The sequence below is a fragment of the Cupriavidus sp. 10L43_2 genome, from assembly GCF_056395265.1.
In genome coordinates this window covers 36,673-53,162 of sequence record NZ_JBFTJE010000009.1, presented here as the reverse complement: position 1 = coordinate 53,162, position 16,490 = coordinate 36,673, and the positions used below count along the sequence as shown (strand labels likewise).

Genomic DNA, 16,490 nt, shown 5'->3' with positions numbered 1-16,490 from the left:
TGCGTTTGCCCGACCCGCGTTGCCATCAGATGGCTAGCGCGTCGAGCAAATCCTGTTCAAGCTGAATCTGCAATCGGTTGTCGGCGGCAAGACGGCTGCCATCGACCAGGAACACGTCTTCGACGCGCTCCCCCAGGGTGTTGATGCGCGCCGAATGCACGGACACGCGATGTTGGGCCAGTACGCGGGCGATCGCGTAGAGCAGGCCGGTTCGGTCGTTGGCGGACAGGGACAGCAGGTAGAACTGCCCGCGCTCGTCGGCCCGCAGGTCCACGCGGGGCTTGATCGGGAAGCTGCGCGACTGGCGCGACAGCCGGCCCTGCGCCGGATCGGGCAGCGGGCACTCCAGCCGCAGCCGTTCCGCCAGTTCGTGTTCGACCAACGCGAGGATGTCGCGATAGTCGCCCGCCAGGCCAGGGTCGGTCACCTGGAAGGTGTCCAGCGCGTAGCCGTGGCGTGTGGTGTGGATCTTGGCGTCCTGAATCGAGAACGCCTTCCGTTCGAAATAGCCGCAGATGCGCGCGAAGAGGTCAGGCTGGTCCTTGACGTAGACGGCAATCTGCAGGCCCTCGCCAGCCGGCGAGATGCGTGCCTTGACCACCGCCGCGTCGCTATCCACCTTGTTGAACAGATGGCGCGTGAGCCAGGCGATGTCGCGGGCATCGTGGCGCAGGAAGAACGAGACGTCGAGCTTGTCCCAGAGCGGCCTGCCCAGTTCGGGGTCGAACGCCTTGAGCCGCAACTGGGCGATGGTGTCGTCCCGGCGCTGGGCCCAGAGCGAATGCGGGTCGAGCTGCGCGCCGCCGAGCACGCGCAGCGTGATGCGGTACAGGTCTTCGAGCAGCTTGCCCTTCCAGGCATTCCACACCTTGGGGCTGGTGCCGCGGATATCGGCCACGGTCAGCAGGTAGAGCGCGGTCAGGTAGCGTTCATTGCCCACCACGCCGGCGAAGGCCTTGACCACGTCCGGATCGGTCAGGTCCTGCTTCTGCGCCACGTGGCTCATGGTCAGGTGATGCTCCACGAGCCAGGCGATCAGGTCGGTGTCCTCGCGCGAAATGCCGTGCTGCTTGCAGAAGCGGCGCGCATCGACGGTGCCGAGCTTGGAGTGGTCCCCGCCCCGGCCCTTGGCGATGTCGTGGAACAGCGCGGCCACCCAGAGCACCCACGGGCGGTCGAAGCTGGCCATCAACTGGCTGCAGAACGGGAACTCGTGCGTGTGCTCGACGATGGCGAAGCGGCGGATATTGCGCACCACCATCAGGATGTGCTGGTCCACGGTGTAGACGTGGAATAGGTCGTGCTGCATCTGGCCGACGATGCGCCGGAAATTGATCAGGTAGCGGCCCAGCACGCTGGTCTGGTTCATCAGCCGCAGCGCGTGGGTGATACCTTGCGGCTCCTGCATGATGGCCAGGAACAGGCGGCGGTTCTCGGGATCGTTGCGCCAGCTCGCATCCATGACCGTGCGCGCGTTGTAGAGCCCGCGCAGCGTACGGGGAGAGATGCCTTTTACGCCCGGCGTGCGCTCGTAGAGCAGGAAGGTCTCCAGGATTGCGTGCGGATCGCGCTCGTACAGGTCGTCGCTGGTGATTTCCAGCATGCCCTGGCGTTCCACGAAGCGGTCGTTGATCACGCGTGTGACCTTCGATTCACTCGGAAACAGCATCGCCTCGATATTGAGCAGCAGTACGCTGTTGAGCTGCGTCACCGCCTTGGCGGCCCAGTAGAAGCGGCGCATCAACTGTTCGCTGGCGCGCTTGTGCGTGGTCTGCCGATAGCCGAAGGACTCGGCCAGCGCGGTTTGCAGGTCGAACACCAGCACGTCCTGCCGGCGGCCGGCCAGCAGGTGCAGCCGTGCGCGAATCGTGCGCAGCAGGCGCTCGTTGCGGGTGAGTTCCTGCGCCTCGCGCTCGGTCAGCAGGCCGCGCTCGAACAATTCCTTCCAGCTGTCGCCGAGGCCCGCCGCCTGCGTCATCCACAGGATGACCTGCAGGTCGCGCAGGCCGCCCGGGCTTTCCTTGCAGTTGGGCTCCAGCGCGTAGGGCGTGTCCTGGTACTTGGCGTGGCGCTGGCGCATTTCCAGCAGCTTGGCCTGGAAGAAGTCGGCGGCGTCGAGGTCCGCCAGATAGCGCCGGTGCATGTCGGCGAACAGTGCTTTGTTGCCGATCAGCAGGCGCGCTTCGAGCAGCGAGGTGCGGATGGTGATGTCGCCCGCCGCCTCGCGCAGGCAGTCGTCGACGGTACGCACCGACGAGCCGATCTCGAGTCCCAGGTCCCAGCACAGGCCGATGAAGCGCTCCAGCTTGCCCGCCATCTCCGCGTCCGGCTCGGCCGGCAGCAGGAGCAGCACGTCCACGTCGGAATGCGGGAACAGCTCGCCACGGCCATAGCCACCCACCGCCACCAGCGCGGCGCTGGCGGGCAACTCCAGGCCGGTCCAGGCATCGATCAGCGCGGCATCCACCGCACGGCGCAGCCGCGTGACCAGCGGATTGACCTGATTGTGCGCGTCGAATTCGGCGAAGAGCGCTTGCTTGTCGGCGCGCAGCTTGTCGCGGATGCGCTGGCAAAGCAGGAGTTCCGGCGTGGTGTCCATGGTGGGGGCGGTGTGGGTCGCGGGCACGGCTGGAAGTAGAAAGGGCGCCGCGGTCGGCGCCCTGGCGGTCAACGCGGCGTCAGGCCGCGACGGGTTCGGTAATGAAGGCCGGCGGCACGGGCGAGCCGGCCGACAGCGTCAGCACCTCGAAGCCGGTGTCCGTCACCAGCACGGTGTGCTCCCATTGCGCGGACAGGCTGCGGTCACGCGTCTTCACGGTCCACTGGTCGGGCATGGTGCGGATGTCGCGCTTGCCGGCGTTGATCATCGGCTCGACGGTGAAGATCATGCCGGACTTGATCTCGGTGCCCGTGTTGGGGCGGCCATAGTGCAGCACCTGCGGGTCCGAGTGGAACACCTTGCCGATGCCGTGGCCGCAGTACTCTCGCACCACGCTGTAGCCGGAAGCTTCGGCGTGCACCTGGATGGCATGGCCGATATCGCCCAGGCGTGCGCCATTGCGCACTTGCTGGATACCCTTCCACATGCACTCGTAGGTAACCTGCGCCAGGCGCTTGGCCAGGATCGAACCCTCGCCCACGATGAACATGCGGCTGGTGTCGCCGTAATAGCCTTCCTTCGTGATTACGGTGATATCGAGATTCACCGCGTCGCCGCTCTTGAGCACGCGGTCGCCCGGAATGCCGTGGCAGATCACGTCGTTGACCGAGGTGCAGATCGCGCCGGGGAAGGGCGGGTAGCCCGGCGGCGCGTAGTTCAGCGGCGCCGGCACGGTGCCTTGCACGTCACGCATATAGGCGTGGCAGAGCTTGTCGAGTTCGCCCGTGGTCACTCCGGGGACGATATGGGGCGTGATGTAGTCGAGGACCTCGGAGGCAAGGCGGCAAGCCACGCGCATTTGGGCGATGTCTTCGGCGGTATTCAGGTGGATGCTCATGCTGCTTCGCCAGAAATAAGTGACGGCGGGGCCGCGGGCCGCGCCGGTAATCGATTCGCAAAGTGGGATTATCGCACCATCGCGCCCCGAAAGCAGGGATTTGGCGGCGCCCGGGCCAAGAATTGGCGGGCTGGCGGGTGCGCGAGGGGCCAGACAGGGCTTGAGCCCGACGCCATTTTGTTGCTACAATCGCGGGCTGACTTGCTGCTGGCTGATGCCGGTGGCGGGTCGGGAAGCAAATTTTATTAGTAAATCGCTGGTCCGCCCATCCGGGGTGTTCCTTTTCAGGAATGTCGGGGCGGACTTCAGACCTAACCCTATTGGAGTACCTCTCATGTCCGTGACTATGCGCGAAATGCTGGAAGCCGGTTGCCACTTTGGCCACCAAACCCGCTTCTGGAACCCGAAGATGGCCCCCTTCATCTTCGGTCATCGCAACAAGATCCACATTATCAACCTCGAAAAGACCCTGCCGATGTTCCAGGACGCGATGAAGTACGTGCGTCAACTGGCAGCAAACCGCGGTAGCGTGCTTTTCGTGGGTACCAAGCGTCAATCGCGCGAAATCCTGGCTGAAGAAGCTGGCCGCGCTGGCATGCCCTACGTCGACGCCCGCTGGCTCGGCGGCATGCTGACGAACTTCAAGACCGTCAAGATCTCGATCAAGCGCCTGAAGGACATGGAAGCCGCCAAGGAAGCCGGCGCGCTGGACACCATGAGCAAGAAGGAAGCGCTGATGTTCGAGCGCGAGATGGCCAAGCTGGAAAAGTCCATCGGCGGCATCAAGGACATGGGCGGCGTGCCTGACGCCATCTTCGTGGTGGACGTGGGCTACCACAAGATCGCCGTGACGGAAGCCGCCAAGCTGGGCATCCCCGTGATCGGCGTGGTTGACACGAACCACTCGCCGGAAGGCATCGATTACGTGATCCCGGGTAACGACGACTCGAGCAAGGCCGTGGCCCTGTACGTGCGCGGCGTGGCCGACGCCATCCTGGAAGGCCGCGCCAATGCGGTTCAGGAAGTGGTGGAAGCTGCACGTGGCGGCGACGAATTCGTCGAAGTCCAGGAAGGCTGATTGTCCGCTGGCGCCTGAGGCCGGGGTACACCGGCCGCCGGCGCCCGCCTTGCGGCACATGGAAAAGGGGGCACTTCTGGCGCCCCCTTTTTGCAAACTGCGAAACGCAGTGCGCCGCAAGCTGAAACTGACTTTGTTGTCATCCGCCGCGAATACGATTCGCCGCGGGTGAGCCGGACCCAAGTTGATCAGACACCGGCGGGTGTCCCGGAAGCAGGCGGGACATCGGCCCGAACCAATCAAGGAGTGACAAATGGCGGCAATTACCGCAAGCATGGTTGCAGAACTGCGCGCGAAGACCGACGCGCCGATGATGGAATGCAAGAAGGCCCTGACGGAAGCCAATGGCGACCTGGACAAGGCTGAAGAGCTGCTGCGCGTCAAGCTGGGCAACAAGGCCAGCAAGGCTGCGTCGCGCGTGACCGCCGAAGGCGTGGTGGCCTCGTACATCGACGGCACGACCGGCGTCCTGGTCGAGCTGAACTGCGAAACCGACTTCGTGTCGAAGAACGATGACTTCCTGGCTTTCTCGGCCAAGGTCGCCGAACTGATCGCCAAGCAGAACCCGGCTGACGTGGCTGCCCTGTCGGCGCTGGAAATCGACGGCGTGTCGGTGGAAACCACCCGTGCCGCGCTGATCGGCAAGATCGGCGAGAACCTGACGATCCGCCGCTTCACCCGCTACGCCAATGGCGGCAAGCTGGTGTCGTACCTGCACGGCACGCGCATCGGCGTGATGGTCGAGTTCGACGGCGACGAAACCGCTGCCAAGGACGTGGCCATGCACGTGGCCGCCATGAAGCCGGTGTCGCTGTCGTCGGACCAGGTGCCCGCCGAGCTGATCGCCAAGGAGCGCAGCATCGCCGAGCAGAAGGCTGCCGAGTCGGGCAAGCCGGCCGAGATCGTCGCCAAGATGGTCGAAGGCTCGGTCCAGAAGTACCTGAAGGAAGTCTCGCTGTTCAACCAGCCGTTCGTGAAGAACGACAAGCAGACCGTCGAGCAGATGCTGAAGGCCGTCAACACCACGGTGAAGGGTTTCACCCTGTACGTGGTGGGCGAGGGCATCGAGAAGAAGCAGGACGACTTCGCTGCTGAAGTGGCCGCCCAGGTGGCTGCCGCCCAGAAGGGCTGATCGTCAGGGTGGGGGAGCGGCCTTTTTCGTTAAGGGCCGATTCCGCCACCGTATAATGCCGAGGGGCGCCGCAAGGTGCCCCTCTGCACAAGCGCGTCAGGCAGAACGCCGGGCGCCGCGGCTGTATCAGTCGATTTCCGCAGTCACCTGCATGTTGGGCGAGGTTCGCGTAACGATGCCGGCAGATGACAGCGAAAACCGGCTTCGAGCTGTCCCGCAATTCCGTATTTCCGCGCGGCCCTGAGCCGAGCCGGGGTCACAAGCCCCGGCAGCCCGGCTCGCGCGCGCCAATCCATCCGTTCGAACGAGCGATCAAGAACCAGCCCGAGGGTGAACATGCCAGCCTACAAGCGCGTCCTACTTAAACTTTCCGGTGAGGCCCTGATGGGCGACGATGCCTTCGGCATCAACCGCGCCACCATCGAGGGCATGGTCAACGACATTGCCGAGATCGTGAAGCTGGGCGTCCAGGTCGCCGTGGTCATCGGCGGCGGCAACATCTTCCGTGGCGTGGCCGGCGGCGCCGCCGGCATGGACCGTGCCACGGCCGACTACATGGGCATGCTGGCCACCATGATGAACGCGCTGGCCCTGCAGGACGCCATGCGCCACGCGAATATCGAAGGCCGCGTGCAATCGGCGCTGCGCATGGACCAGGTGGTCGAGCCTTATATCCGCCCGCGCGCCATCCGCCAGCTGGAAGAGGGCAAGGTCGTGATTTTCGCGGCCGGCACCGGCAACCCGTTCTTCACCACCGACACCGCCGCCGCGCTGCGCGGCGCGGAAATCGGCGCGGAAGTCGTGCTCAAGGCCACCAAGGTGGACGGCGTGTACACGGCCGACCCCAAGAAGGACCCCAGCGCCACGCGCTACACCACCATCACGTTCGACGAGGCCATCTCGCGCAACCTGCAGGTCATGGACGCCACGGCCTTCGCGCTGTGCCGCGACCAGAAGCTGCCGATCAAGGTGTTCTCCATCGTCAAGCCGGGTGCGCTGAAGCGCGTGATCCTCGGCGAAGACGAAGGTACGCTGGTGCACGTATGACGACGGCGGGCCGCGTCACAATGCGGATTCGGCCCGGCCTGAGAGTAGAATGATTCATTTTCGATCCCGTCCGGCGGGATCCTGTCTGGCTGATTTCCGGAGGTAAACATGAGCGTCGCCGACACAAAGAAGAGCGCCGAGCAGAAGATGCAGAAGTCGATCGAAGCCTTCAGGGCCGATCTGGCGAAAATTCGTACCGGTCGTGCCCACACCGGTCTGCTCGATCACGTCCAGGTGGACTACTACGGCTCGATGGTGCCGATCAGCCAGGTGGCCAATGTCGGCCTGGCCGATGCGCGCACGATCAGCGTGCAGCCCTGGGAGAAGAAGATGGTGGGCGCGGTGGAAAAAGCCATCCGCGACGCCGACCTGGGCCTGAACCCGGCCACCATGGGTGAAACCATCCGTGTGCCGATGCCCGCACTGACCGAAGAGCGCCGCAAGGAGCTGACGAAGGTGGTCAAGGGCGAGGCCGAAGGTGCCAAGGTGGCCGTGCGCAACCTGCGCCGCGACGCCATGGAGCAGTTCAAGAAGCTCGTCAAGGACAAGACCATTTCCGAGGACGACGAGCGCCGCGGCCAGGATGAAGTCCAGAAGCTGACGGACAAGTTCGTGGCCGAGATCGACAAGCTCGTGGCCGAAAAAGAAAAGGAGATCATGACGGTCTGACGGCCGCCCGGCGGGAACCCCGCCGGCTCCGTCCCCGTCCGCGAATCCATGCAGCACATCAGTTCGACGCTCGGCGTTCCCGATACCACTTACGTGCCCCGCCACGTTGCCATCATCATGGATGGCAACGGCCGTTGGGCGACCCAGCGTCATCTGCCCCGCGTGGCAGGCCACAGCCGTGGCCTGGACGCGGTACGCGCGGTGGTGGAGGCCTGTGCCACCCGCGGCGTGCAGTTCCTCACGCTGTTCGCGTTCAGTTCGGAGAACTGGCGCCGTCCGGCGGATGAGGTGTCGTTCCTGATGCGCCTGTTCATGACCGCCTTGCGCCGCGAGGTGGTCAAGATGCATGCCAATGACATCCGCGTGCGCGTGGTGGGCGACCTCGGGCGCTTCAGCCCGCGCATCCAGCAGCTGATCCGCGATGCGGAGGCCCGCACCGCCGGCAATACCGGCCTGACGGTGACCATCGCCGCGAACTACGGCGGCCGCTGGGACCTGCTTCAGGCCATGCGCAAGATGCTGGCCCGCTCGCCGATGCTCGACCCGGATGCCATCGACGAGGCTGTGCTGGCGCCGCACCTGGCGATGTCCTATGCGCCCGAGCCGGACCTGTTCATTCGCACCGGCGGCGAGCAGCGCATCAGCAATTTCCTGCTATGGCAGCTCGCGTATTCCGAGCTGTACTTCACCGATACCTACTGGCCCGATTTCGACGCCGCCGAGCTGGACAAGGCTTTCGCCTCGTACCGGCAGCGCGAGCGGCGCTTTGGCCGGACCAGCGCCCAACTGGTGGCGCCCGGTCTGTCTGGTACGGCCTGAGCGGCTCGCCGCGACCGGCCTGTCCTGATCCCACCTTCAAAGGAAACCGCAGCGCATGCTCATCACCCGCGTCATCACCGCCCTGTGCCTGTTGCTGTTGATCCTGCCGATCCTGTTCCTGGCGCCCGTGATGTGGCTGGCGGGGCTGATCGCCGTGATCGTGCTGCTGGCCGGATGGGAGTTCGGGCGACTGATCGGGCTGCGCCGTTTCTGGCCCTACGTCTACGCGGTGGCCTGCCTGCTGGTGCTGATTTACTTCCATGACGCGCCCGAACGCCGTGCCATCCATTTCCTGCTGGCCGCCGCGTTGGTGGCCTGGGGCGTGGCGCTGGTGCTGCTGGCACGGGGCGTGCGCAAGGCGACGCCGGGGTTCACGGTGCTTGGCGCCATCCTTGGGCTGATCATGCTGCCAGCGTTCGGTCACGCCGTGATGGTGCTGCGGGCCGAAGGCATCGCGGTACTGCTGTCGGCGGCCGTGCTGGTCTGGGCGGCCGATATCGGCGCCTATTTCGTCGGCAAGGCCATCGGCAAGCGCAAACTGGCGCCAACCATCAGCCCGGGCAAGTCCTGGGAGGGTGCGGTTGGCGGCTGGCTGCTGGTGATGATCGTGGCCGTGGCGCTTGGCACCACCCATGCCTTCGCACCGACCTGGTTTTCGCGCGTCGCCGATCAGGGTGGGCTGGGGCTGATGATCGGCCTCTCCACGCTGCTCGTGGCGGCCAGCGTTATCGGCGACCTGTTCGAGTCGCTGCTCAAGCGTCAGATCGGCAAGAAGGACAGCAGCCGGCTGCTGCCCGGGCACGGCGGCGTACTCGATCGCATCGACGCGCTCATTCCGGTGTTCCCGCTGGCGGCGCTGCTGCTGGCCTGGATGTGATCACAATCTGAATTTGGTTATCTGGTTCCTATGCAACGCATTACCATCCTGGGCGCCACGGGCTCCATCGGCGAAAGCACACTCGACGTAGTGCGTCGGCATCCGGACCGCTACACCGTGCATGCGTTGAGCGCCCACCGTCAGGTGGAGAAGCTGGCAGCGGCCTGCGTGGAATTCCGCCCGGCGCGTGCCGTGGTGGGCTCCGCCGATGCGGCACGCCAGCTCGAGACGCTGCTGCGCGATGCCGGCGTAAAGACCGAGGTCAGCTACGGCGAAGCCGCGCTGGAGTCGATCGCCGCCGATGACGGCACCGATGCCGTGATGGCCGCCATCGTCGGCGCGGCCGGGCTCCGTTCCTCGCTCGCCGCCGCACGGGCGGGCAAGCGCGTGCTGCTGGCCAACAAGGAATCGCTGGTCATGTCGGGCGCCATCTTCATGGACGCGGTGCGCGAGCACGGCGCCACGCTGCTGCCCATCGACAGTGAACACAACGCGATCTTCCAGTGCCTGCCGACCAGCGACCCGCGCTACGGCGCGGGCGTGTCCAAGGTGCTGCTAACCGCGTCGGGCGGCCCGTTCCGGACGCGTGATCCGTCCACCTTGCACGACATCACGCCCGATCAGGCCTGCGCCCACCCCAAATGGGTGATGGGCCGCAAGATCTCGGTGGATTCCGCCACGATGATGAACAAGGGGCTCGAGGTCATCGAGGCCCATTGGCTGTTCGGCGCTCCGGCGGACAAGATCGAGGTGCTGATCCACCCGCAAAGCATCGTTCATTCGATGGTGGCGTACGCCGATGGTTCGGTGCTCGCCCAGCTTGGCAACCCCGACATGCGCACGCCCATCGCCTATGGCATGGCGTACCCGGAGCGGATCGACTCCGGGGTGAGCCCGCTCGACCTGACCGTCGCCGGCGGCCTGCATTTTGAGATTCCTGACCTTGATCGCTTCCCCTGCCTCGGGCTAGCCTTTGATGCATTGCGCGCGGGCGGGCTAGCCCCCGCCGTGCTGAACGCCGCGAACGAGGTGGCCGTGGAGGCCTTCCTCGGCGGGGCGATCCGATTTACCGATATTGCCCGCGTGGTAGCCGGCGTGCTCGAGCAGCCGCAGTCTGGCTCGGCCGAGACACTCGAAGGCGTGCTGGCGGCCGATGCTGCGGCACGGCGTGCCGCGCAGGCATTGCTGACGCGGCTGGCCAGCCGCTAAGTAGGTAGCGCCGTCGCGCCTCGGCGCGGCTAGCTCTGGAGAGGGTGATTTGTCATGCAGACCGTAATTGCGTTCGTCGTCGCCCTGTGCATTCTGATTTTCGTGCACGAGATGGGGCACTACCTGGCCGCTCGCGCGTGCGGCGTCAAGGTGTTGCGGTTCTCGATCGGCTTCGGCCGGTCGTTGGCGCGCTGGACCAGCAAGGGGCCTGACCGCACCGAGTGGACGCTCGCCGCGATCCCCCTGGGCGGCTACGTCAAGATGCTCGACGAGCGCGAGCGGGACCCCGAGACCGATCCCCCCATCCCCCCGGAAGACCTGCCGCGCGCGTTCAACCGGCAGCCGGTGGGCAAGCGCTTCGTGATCGTCGCAGCCGGGCCGGTGGCCAACTTTGCGCTGGCCATCCTTCTATATATAGTGCTGTTCGCCGGCGGCATGCGCGAGCCGGTACCCCTGGTGGCAACCCCCGCGGCCGGCACCGTGGCTGCCCAGGCCGGTGTGCGGGACGGCGACCGCGTTTTGTCGCTGACCGCCAACGACCGGACCGAGCCGGTCCAGTCCTGGAATGACCTCCGCATGGCCGTGTTCGCCGAAGGTTTTGGCGACGCCAGCGCCGTGCTGCGCGTGCGCGGCACCGATGGGGCCGAGCGCGACATCCGGCTGCCTCGCCTGCCCAATACCGGCGGCAATCCCGAACAGGACCCGCTGGCCACGCTCGGCCTGTACCTGAAGGGCGGGCCGGTTACGATTACGGAAATCGTGCCGGATTCGGCGGCGCAGCGGGCTGGGCTGAAGGCCGGCGACCGTGTGGTGGCATGGCAGGGCCAGCCCCTGACGCAGGCGAGCGAGCTGATCCGCGCGGTACGGGCGCGGCCGGGCGAGCAGGTCACGCTGGGCATAGAACGTAATGGGCAGCGGCTGGATGTGCCGGTCAAGCTGGACGCAGCCCCGGCCCCGGACGGTGCGAAGGACGCCAGCGGGGCGGCGGCAGGCCCCACGGGCAAGCTGGGCGCCGCGCTGAACCAGGCGGTGCAGACCGAGATCGTCCGCTACGCGCCGTGGCAGGCCGTGGTGCGGGCAGCCGACCAGGTCTGGAGCACCAGCACGCTGTCCCTGAAACTGCTCGGCAAGATGCTGGTGGGGCAGGCGTCATTGCAGAATCTGAGCGGCCCGCTCACGGTGGCGGACTACGCCGGCCGTGCCGCCAACATGGGTTGGCAGCCGTTTATCAGCTTCCTGGCGCTGGTCAGCGTCAGCCTCGGTGTGCTCAATTTGTTACCCATTCCGGTTCTGGATGGGGGGCATTTGCTGTATTATTGCGTGGAATTTTTGACTGGCAGGCCCGTACCAGATCACTGGCAGGCGATGCTGCAGAAGGTCGGCATCGCGTGCATCTTGCTCCTGACCTCACTCGCTTTGTTCAATGACGTCAGCCGACTGTTTCTTGCGCGCGGCTAGATCCGCGTAGCCGAAACCGGCCGTCGGCCGAAGAAGGTCGCGTCCCGGCGGTGTCGTCGAACCCGTCGGGAGGGGACGGCCTTGTCAGCAAAGCCAGGCGTCATCATGGACGGCGTCGGGACGGCATCGGAGCCAATACCCTGCATGAAATCGAAGAGGAATAGGGGATTCACGTTGATCAGACATAAGCGCATCTCGCTGGGCGTGCTGACGAGTGCCATTATCGCGGCCTGGAGCCCGGCGGGCTGGGCCGCCGACCCGTTTGTGGTCAGGGACATCCGCGTGGAAGGCCTGCAGCGCGTGGAGCCGGGCACTGTGTTCGGCTATCTGCCTGTGCGCGTCGGGGAGACCTTCACCGACGACAAGGGCGCCGATGCGATTCGCGCACTCTACAATACCGGTTTCTTCAAGGACGTGCAGATCCGCGCCGAAGAGGGCGTGCTCGTGGTCCAGGTGGAAGAGCGCCCGGCCATCTCGCAGCTCGAGTTCGTCGGCATCAAGGAATTCGACAAGGACACGCTGCGCCGTTCGCTGCGCGCGGTGGGCGTGGCTGAAGCGCGCTACTACGACAAGGCCCTGATCGACAAGGCCGAGCAGGAGCTGAAGCGCCAGTACGTGGCGCGCGGCTACTACGCTGCCGACGTGCAGACCACGGTGACGCCGGTGGACCGCAATCGCGTGTCCGTGGTGTTCAACGTGGAAGAAGGCCCGGTCGCCAAGATCCGCCAGATCAATATCGTCGGCAACAAGGCTTTCAAGGAAAGCACGCTGCGCGACGAGATGCAGCTCTCCACGCCGAACTGGCTGTCCTGGTACACCAAGAACGACCTGTACTCGAAGCAGAAGCTCACGGCCGACCTGGAAGCGCTGCGCTCGTACTACCTGAACCGCGGCTACCTGGAGTTCCAGATCGAGTCCACGCAGGTCTCGATCACGCCGGACAAGAAGGACATCTTCCTGACGCTGAACATCAAGGAAGGCGATCAGTACAAGGTGTCCGAMATYCRCCTGGCCGGCGAAMYGCTSGGCAAGCAGGCSGAGATGGAAAAGCTGYTGCAGCTGAAGAAGGGCGAYATCTTCTCGTCCGAAAAGCTGACSGCCAGCACCAAGKCCATCACGGATCTGCTGGGTACCTACGGCTACGCGTTCACGACTATCAATCCGCAGCCCCAGGTCAACCAGGAAACGCGCGAAGTGGCGCTGACGCTGATGGTCGACCCCGGCCGCCGCGTGTATGTACGCCGCGTGAACGTGGTGGGCAACAGCAAGACCCGCGACGAAGTGGTGCGCCGCGAAATGCGCCAGATGGAAAGCTCGTGGTTCGACAGCGAGAAGCTCACGCAGTCGCAGGCCCGTATCAACCGTACCGGCTACTTCACGGACACGAATATCACCACCGAGGACGTGGCCGGCGCGCCCGACCAGGTGGATGTCAACGTGAACGTGACCGAGAAGCCGACCGGCCAGATCAGCCTGGGCCTGGGTTTTTCGTCGACTGACAAGCTCGTGCTGCAGGCCGGCTTGCGCCAGGACAACGTGTTCGGCTCCGGTACCAGCCTGGGCCTGGACGTGAACACGGCCAAGTCGTTCCGGACCATCTCGCTGACGCAGTACGACCCGTACTTCACGGTGGATGGCATCAGCCGTTCCACGGACATCTACTACCGTACCTCCCGTCCGCTGTACTACACCGGCGACCAGGACTACAAGATCGTCTCGGCCGGCGGCGGCTTCAAGTTCGGCGTGCCGTTCTCCGAGAATGACACGGTGTTCTTCGGTATCGGTTACGAGCGCACCGAGGTGCATACCTCCGTCAACACGCCGACCCAGTACACCGCGTGGCTGAACAAGATCGGCAAGAGCAGCGGCGACCCGATCAACAACTTCCCGTTCACGATTGGCTGGGCCCGTGACCGTCGCGACAGTGCGCTGATCCCGACCAAGGGTCCATACACGCAGGCCAACCTCGAAGTGGGCGTGCCGGGCGGCGATACGCAGTACTATCGCGCCAGCTTCCAGCAGCAGTACTTCTATCCGATCTCCAAGGCCTTTACACTGGCCTTCAACGGCGAAGTGGCGTACGGCCACGGCTACGGCGACACGCCGTTCCCGGTGTTCAAGTACTTCTACGCCGGTGGTATCGGCTCGGTGCGCGGCTACCAGACCAGCACGCTTGGTCCGAAGGACCAGAACGGCAACCCGGTGGGTGGTGCGTCCAAGCTGATCGGTAACGTGGAATTCGTGTTCCCGCTGCCGGGCTCGGGTGTTGACCGCACGCTGCGCCTGTTCACGTTCTTCGACTTTGGTAACGTGTACCAGGAAGGTGCACCGATTACGTTCAGCGACCTCAAGTACTCGACCGGCTTCGGCATGTCGTGGCTGTCGCCGATCGGCCCGCTGAAGGTCAGCATGGGCTTCCCGCTGAAGAAGGACGATACGGATCGCGTACAGCGATTCCAGTTCCAGATCGGTACCGCGTTCTGATCCCCAAAAAGGATTTGTTTCATGAAACTCCATACACCACTGATGAAATCCCTGAGCGCCGCAGCGCTGGCCGCAGCGGCCCTGTGCGTAGCCGCCCCGGCGATGGCTCAGGAGGCACGCATTGCCGCGGTCAACTCGGAACGTATCCTGCGTGACTCGCAGCCGGCCAAGGCTGCCCAGGTCAAGCTCGAGCAGGAATTCTCGAAGCGCGATCGCGAACTGCAGGACATGGCCCAGAAGATCAAGGGCATGGCCGACAAGCTCGACAAGGACACGGCTGTGCTGGCCGATTCCGACCGCCAGCGCCGCCAGCGCGAAGTGGCCGATCTCGATCGCGAGTTCCAGCGCAAGCAACGCGAGTTCCGCGAGGACCTGAACCAGCGCCGTAACGAGGAACTGGCCCAGGTACTGGAGCGCGCGAACCGGGTGATCCGTCAGATTGCCGAGCAGCGCAAGTACGATCTGATCGTGCAGGAAGCGGTGTACGTCAATCCACGCATCGACATTACCGATGACGTGATGAAGGCGCTCAACGCCGGCAGCAAGTAAGCGGCGCGCGCTCGTTCGTCGCTGTCTCGTTCTTCAAGGAAGTACCGCCATGCAGACACCCACACTGGGTCAGCTCGCCACCGAAAACGGCGCGCAGGTTGTGGGTGATCCCGACCTCGCCGTGCGCGGCCTGGCGCCGCTCGACCAGGCCGGCCCCGGTGACCTGTCTTTCCTGTCCAATCCGCTGTACCTGCCGCAGGCGCTGGCCTCCAATGCCAGCGCCGTCATCGTCTCGCCGGCCGACCTCGAGCGTATTCGCGCCGATGGCCAGGCCGACGGCCGCAACTGGCTGGTCGCCCGCAACCCGTATGTCTGCTTTGCCCGCGTGGCGCAGCGCTTCGACCGTGAGGCGAATGCCGATCCGCGCACTGGCATCGACCCGCGCGCGAGCGTGGCCGCCGATGCCGTGGTGCCGGCGTCCTGCTTTATCGGCCCCAACGTGGTGATCGAGGCTGGCGCGCGGCTGGGCGAGCGGGTAAGGGTCCTGGCGAATGCCTTTATCGGCGCAGGCGCGGAGATCGGCGACGATACGCTCATTTACGCGAACGTTTCCGTCTATCATCGTTGCGTGGTGGGTGCGCGCAACATCCTGCACAGCGGCGTGGTGGTGGGCGCGGATGGCTTTGGCTTCGCGCCGGACATCGGTCCGGCCGGGGTGGAATACGTCAAAATTCCGCAGGTTGGCCGTGCCGTGCTGGGCAATGACGTGGAAGTGGGCGCCAATACGGCCATCGACCGCGGCGCGATGGCCGATACGGTCATCGAGGAGGGCTGCAAGCTCGACAACCAGGTCCAGATCGCGCACAACGTGCGGGTGGGCGCCCATACGGTCATTGCGGGCTGCGCGGCGGTGGCCGGCAGCACCCGCATCGGCCGTTTCTGCGTGATTGGCGGGTCGGCCAATTTCGCGGGCCATTTGAATATCGCCGACCGGACGACGGTGTCCGGCGGCACCTCGATTACCAAATCGATTACGAAACCCGGGGGGCATTACACCAGCGTGTTTCCGTTCACGACGCATGGCGAGTGGGAGCGCAATGCGGCCATCGTGCGCGGATTGTCCAAGCTGCGCGAGCGCGTGGTCACGCTGGAACGCCGCCTGCGCGGCCAGTCCGCCGGGTCCAATACCAAACAAGACGAAGAGAAATCATCATGACCGCATCCGACATCGACATCCRCAAGATCCTGAAGTTGCTGCCGCATCGGTACCCGATCCTGCTCGTCGATCGCGTGCTGGAGTTCGAGCCGCAGAAGCGGATCAAGACGCTTAAGAACGTCACGATCAACGAGCCGTACTTCATGGGGCACTTTCCCGATCAACCCGTGATGCCGGGCGTGATGATCCTCGAGGCCCTGGCGCAGTCGGCCGGCCTGCTGACCTTCGGCGCCGATATGGAGCGCAAGGAAGGCGCGCTGTACTACTTCGTGGGTATCGATGGCGCGCGCTTCAAGCGTGTGGTCTACCCCGGCGACCAGCTGCACCTGAACGTGACCGTCGAGCGCTACATTCGCGGCATCTGGAAGTTCAAGGCCAGCGCCACCGTGGACGGCGAAATCGCCTGCGAAGCGGAACTGATGTGCACGGTCAAGCAGGCCGAAGGCTGATCGGCGCCGCCGCGCCCACCCATGGGCCCCGTCCCGCGTGGCAACACGCGGGACTCAACCGAATTC

The 16,490-nt window shown here is 65.0% G+C and carries 14 protein-coding genes; 12 read left to right on the top strand and 2 right to left on the bottom strand.

Features of this window, described 5'->3' with window-relative positions; all coding sequences use genetic code 11:
- Positions 1-25: 25 nt before the first annotated feature.
- Entirely contained in the window at positions 26-2,599 is a 2,574-nt protein-coding gene (locus AC1DEL_RS14915) for a [protein-PII] uridylyltransferase (protein WP_092297604.1), read from the bottom strand.
- 79 nt (positions 2,600-2,678) lie between these two features.
- The gene (map, locus tag AC1DEL_RS14910; protein WP_092297607.1) at positions 2,679-3,497 is read right to left on the bottom strand and encodes a type I methionyl aminopeptidase; all 819 of its coding nucleotides are present in this window, start codon (positions 3,495-3,497) and stop codon (positions 2,679-2,681) included.
- Between the two features lie 334 nt (positions 3,498-3,831).
- Between map and rpsB the strand changes: the two genes are divergently transcribed.
- The 12 genes from rpsB (at position 3,832) to fabZ (ending at position 16,424) form a co-directional block, all read left to right on the top strand.
- Positions 3,832-4,575, top strand: a complete 744-nt coding sequence (gene rpsB, locus AC1DEL_RS14905; protein ID WP_092297610.1) for a 30S ribosomal protein S2 — start codon at positions 3,832-3,834, stop codon at positions 4,573-4,575.
- Between the two features lie 253 nt (positions 4,576-4,828).
- Positions 4,829-5,707: a translation elongation factor Ts gene (gene tsf / locus AC1DEL_RS14900; RefSeq protein ID WP_092297613.1), complete on the top strand. Its 879-nt coding sequence runs from the start codon at positions 4,829-4,831 to the stop codon at positions 5,705-5,707.
- Positions 5,708-6,043: 336 nt separating this feature from the next.
- Positions 6,044-6,754, top strand: a complete 711-nt coding sequence (pyrH, locus tag AC1DEL_RS14895) for a UMP kinase (protein ID WP_092297616.1) — start codon at positions 6,044-6,046, stop codon at positions 6,752-6,754.
- A gap of 108 nt (positions 6,755-6,862) precedes the next feature.
- The gene (frr, locus tag AC1DEL_RS14890) at positions 6,863-7,423 is read left to right on the top strand and encodes a ribosome recycling factor (RefSeq protein WP_092297619.1); all 561 of its coding nucleotides are present in this window, start codon (positions 6,863-6,865) and stop codon (positions 7,421-7,423) included.
- Between the two features lie 48 nt (positions 7,424-7,471).
- Positions 7,472-8,242, top strand: coding sequence for an isoprenyl transferase (locus tag AC1DEL_RS14885; RefSeq protein WP_092297622.1), 771 nt, complete (start codon positions 7,472-7,474; stop codon positions 8,240-8,242).
- A 55-nt stretch (positions 8,243-8,297) separates the two neighbouring features.
- On the top strand, positions 8,298-9,119 hold the full coding sequence (locus AC1DEL_RS14880) for a phosphatidate cytidylyltransferase (RefSeq protein ID WP_092297625.1): 822 nt from the start codon (positions 8,298-8,300) through the stop codon (positions 9,117-9,119).
- 30 nt (positions 9,120-9,149) lie between these two features.
- Positions 9,150-10,328: a 1-deoxy-D-xylulose-5-phosphate reductoisomerase gene (gene ispC / locus AC1DEL_RS14875; RefSeq protein WP_092297628.1), complete on the top strand. Its 1,179-nt coding sequence runs from the start codon at positions 9,150-9,152 to the stop codon at positions 10,326-10,328.
- Between the two features lie 54 nt (positions 10,329-10,382).
- Positions 10,383-11,786 (top strand): RIP metalloprotease RseP, encoded by a 1,404-nt coding sequence (gene rseP, locus AC1DEL_RS14870; RefSeq protein WP_092297631.1) that lies wholly within the window; start codon positions 10,383-10,385, stop codon positions 11,784-11,786.
- Between the two features lie 144 nt (positions 11,787-11,930).
- On the top strand, positions 11,931-14,270 hold the full coding sequence (gene bamA, locus AC1DEL_RS14865; RefSeq protein ID WP_477159104.1) for an outer membrane protein assembly factor BamA: 2,340 nt from the start codon (positions 11,931-11,933) through the stop codon (positions 14,268-14,270).
- Between the two features lie 21 nt (positions 14,271-14,291).
- The gene (locus tag AC1DEL_RS14860) at positions 14,292-14,819 is read left to right on the top strand and encodes an OmpH/Skp family outer membrane protein (protein WP_092297637.1); all 528 of its coding nucleotides are present in this window, start codon (positions 14,292-14,294) and stop codon (positions 14,817-14,819) included.
- A 49-nt stretch (positions 14,820-14,868) separates the two neighbouring features.
- Positions 14,869-15,975: a UDP-3-O-(3-hydroxymyristoyl)glucosamine N-acyltransferase gene (gene lpxD / locus AC1DEL_RS14855; RefSeq protein WP_092297640.1), complete on the top strand. Its 1,107-nt coding sequence runs from the start codon at positions 14,869-14,871 to the stop codon at positions 15,973-15,975.
- A complete protein-coding gene (gene fabZ, locus AC1DEL_RS14850; protein WP_477159103.1) occupies positions 15,972-16,424 on the top strand; it encodes a 3-hydroxyacyl-ACP dehydratase FabZ in 453 nt (150 codons plus the stop codon). Before lpxD ends, fabZ begins: the two co-directional genes overlap by 4 nt.
- Positions 16,425-16,490 lie beyond the last annotated feature (66 nt).

Bases quoted from the DNA above. Each gene is read 5' to 3' on its own strand.
- AC1DEL_RS14915 (WP_092297604.1), bottom strand. From the start codon at position 2,599: ATGGACACCACGCCGGAACTCCTGCTTTGCCAGCGCATCCGCGACAAG.
- map (WP_092297607.1), bottom strand. From the start codon at position 3,497: ATGAGCATCCACCTGAATACCGCCGAAGACATCGCCCAAATGCGCGTG.
- rpsB (WP_092297610.1), top strand. From the start codon at position 3,832: ATGTCCGTGACTATGCGCGAAATGCTGGAAGCCGGTTGCCACTTTGGC.
- tsf (WP_092297613.1), top strand. From the start codon at position 4,829: ATGGCGGCAATTACCGCAAGCATGGTTGCAGAACTGCGCGCGAAGACC.
- pyrH (WP_092297616.1), top strand. From the start codon at position 6,044: ATGCCAGCCTACAAGCGCGTCCTACTTAAACTTTCCGGTGAGGCCCTG.
- frr (WP_092297619.1), top strand. From the start codon at position 6,863: ATGAGCGTCGCCGACACAAAGAAGAGCGCCGAGCAGAAGATGCAGAAG.
- AC1DEL_RS14885 (WP_092297622.1), top strand. From the start codon at position 7,472: ATGCAGCACATCAGTTCGACGCTCGGCGTTCCCGATACCACTTACGTG.
- AC1DEL_RS14880 (WP_092297625.1), top strand. From the start codon at position 8,298: ATGCTCATCACCCGCGTCATCACCGCCCTGTGCCTGTTGCTGTTGATC.
- ispC (WP_092297628.1), top strand. From the start codon at position 9,150: ATGCAACGCATTACCATCCTGGGCGCCACGGGCTCCATCGGCGAAAGC.
- rseP (WP_092297631.1), top strand. From the start codon at position 10,383: ATGCAGACCGTAATTGCGTTCGTCGTCGCCCTGTGCATTCTGATTTTC.
- AC1DEL_RS14860 (WP_092297637.1), top strand. From the start codon at position 14,292: ATGAAACTCCATACACCACTGATGAAATCCCTGAGCGCCGCAGCGCTG.
- lpxD (WP_092297640.1), top strand. From the start codon at position 14,869: ATGCAGACACCCACACTGGGTCAGCTCGCCACCGAAAACGGCGCGCAG.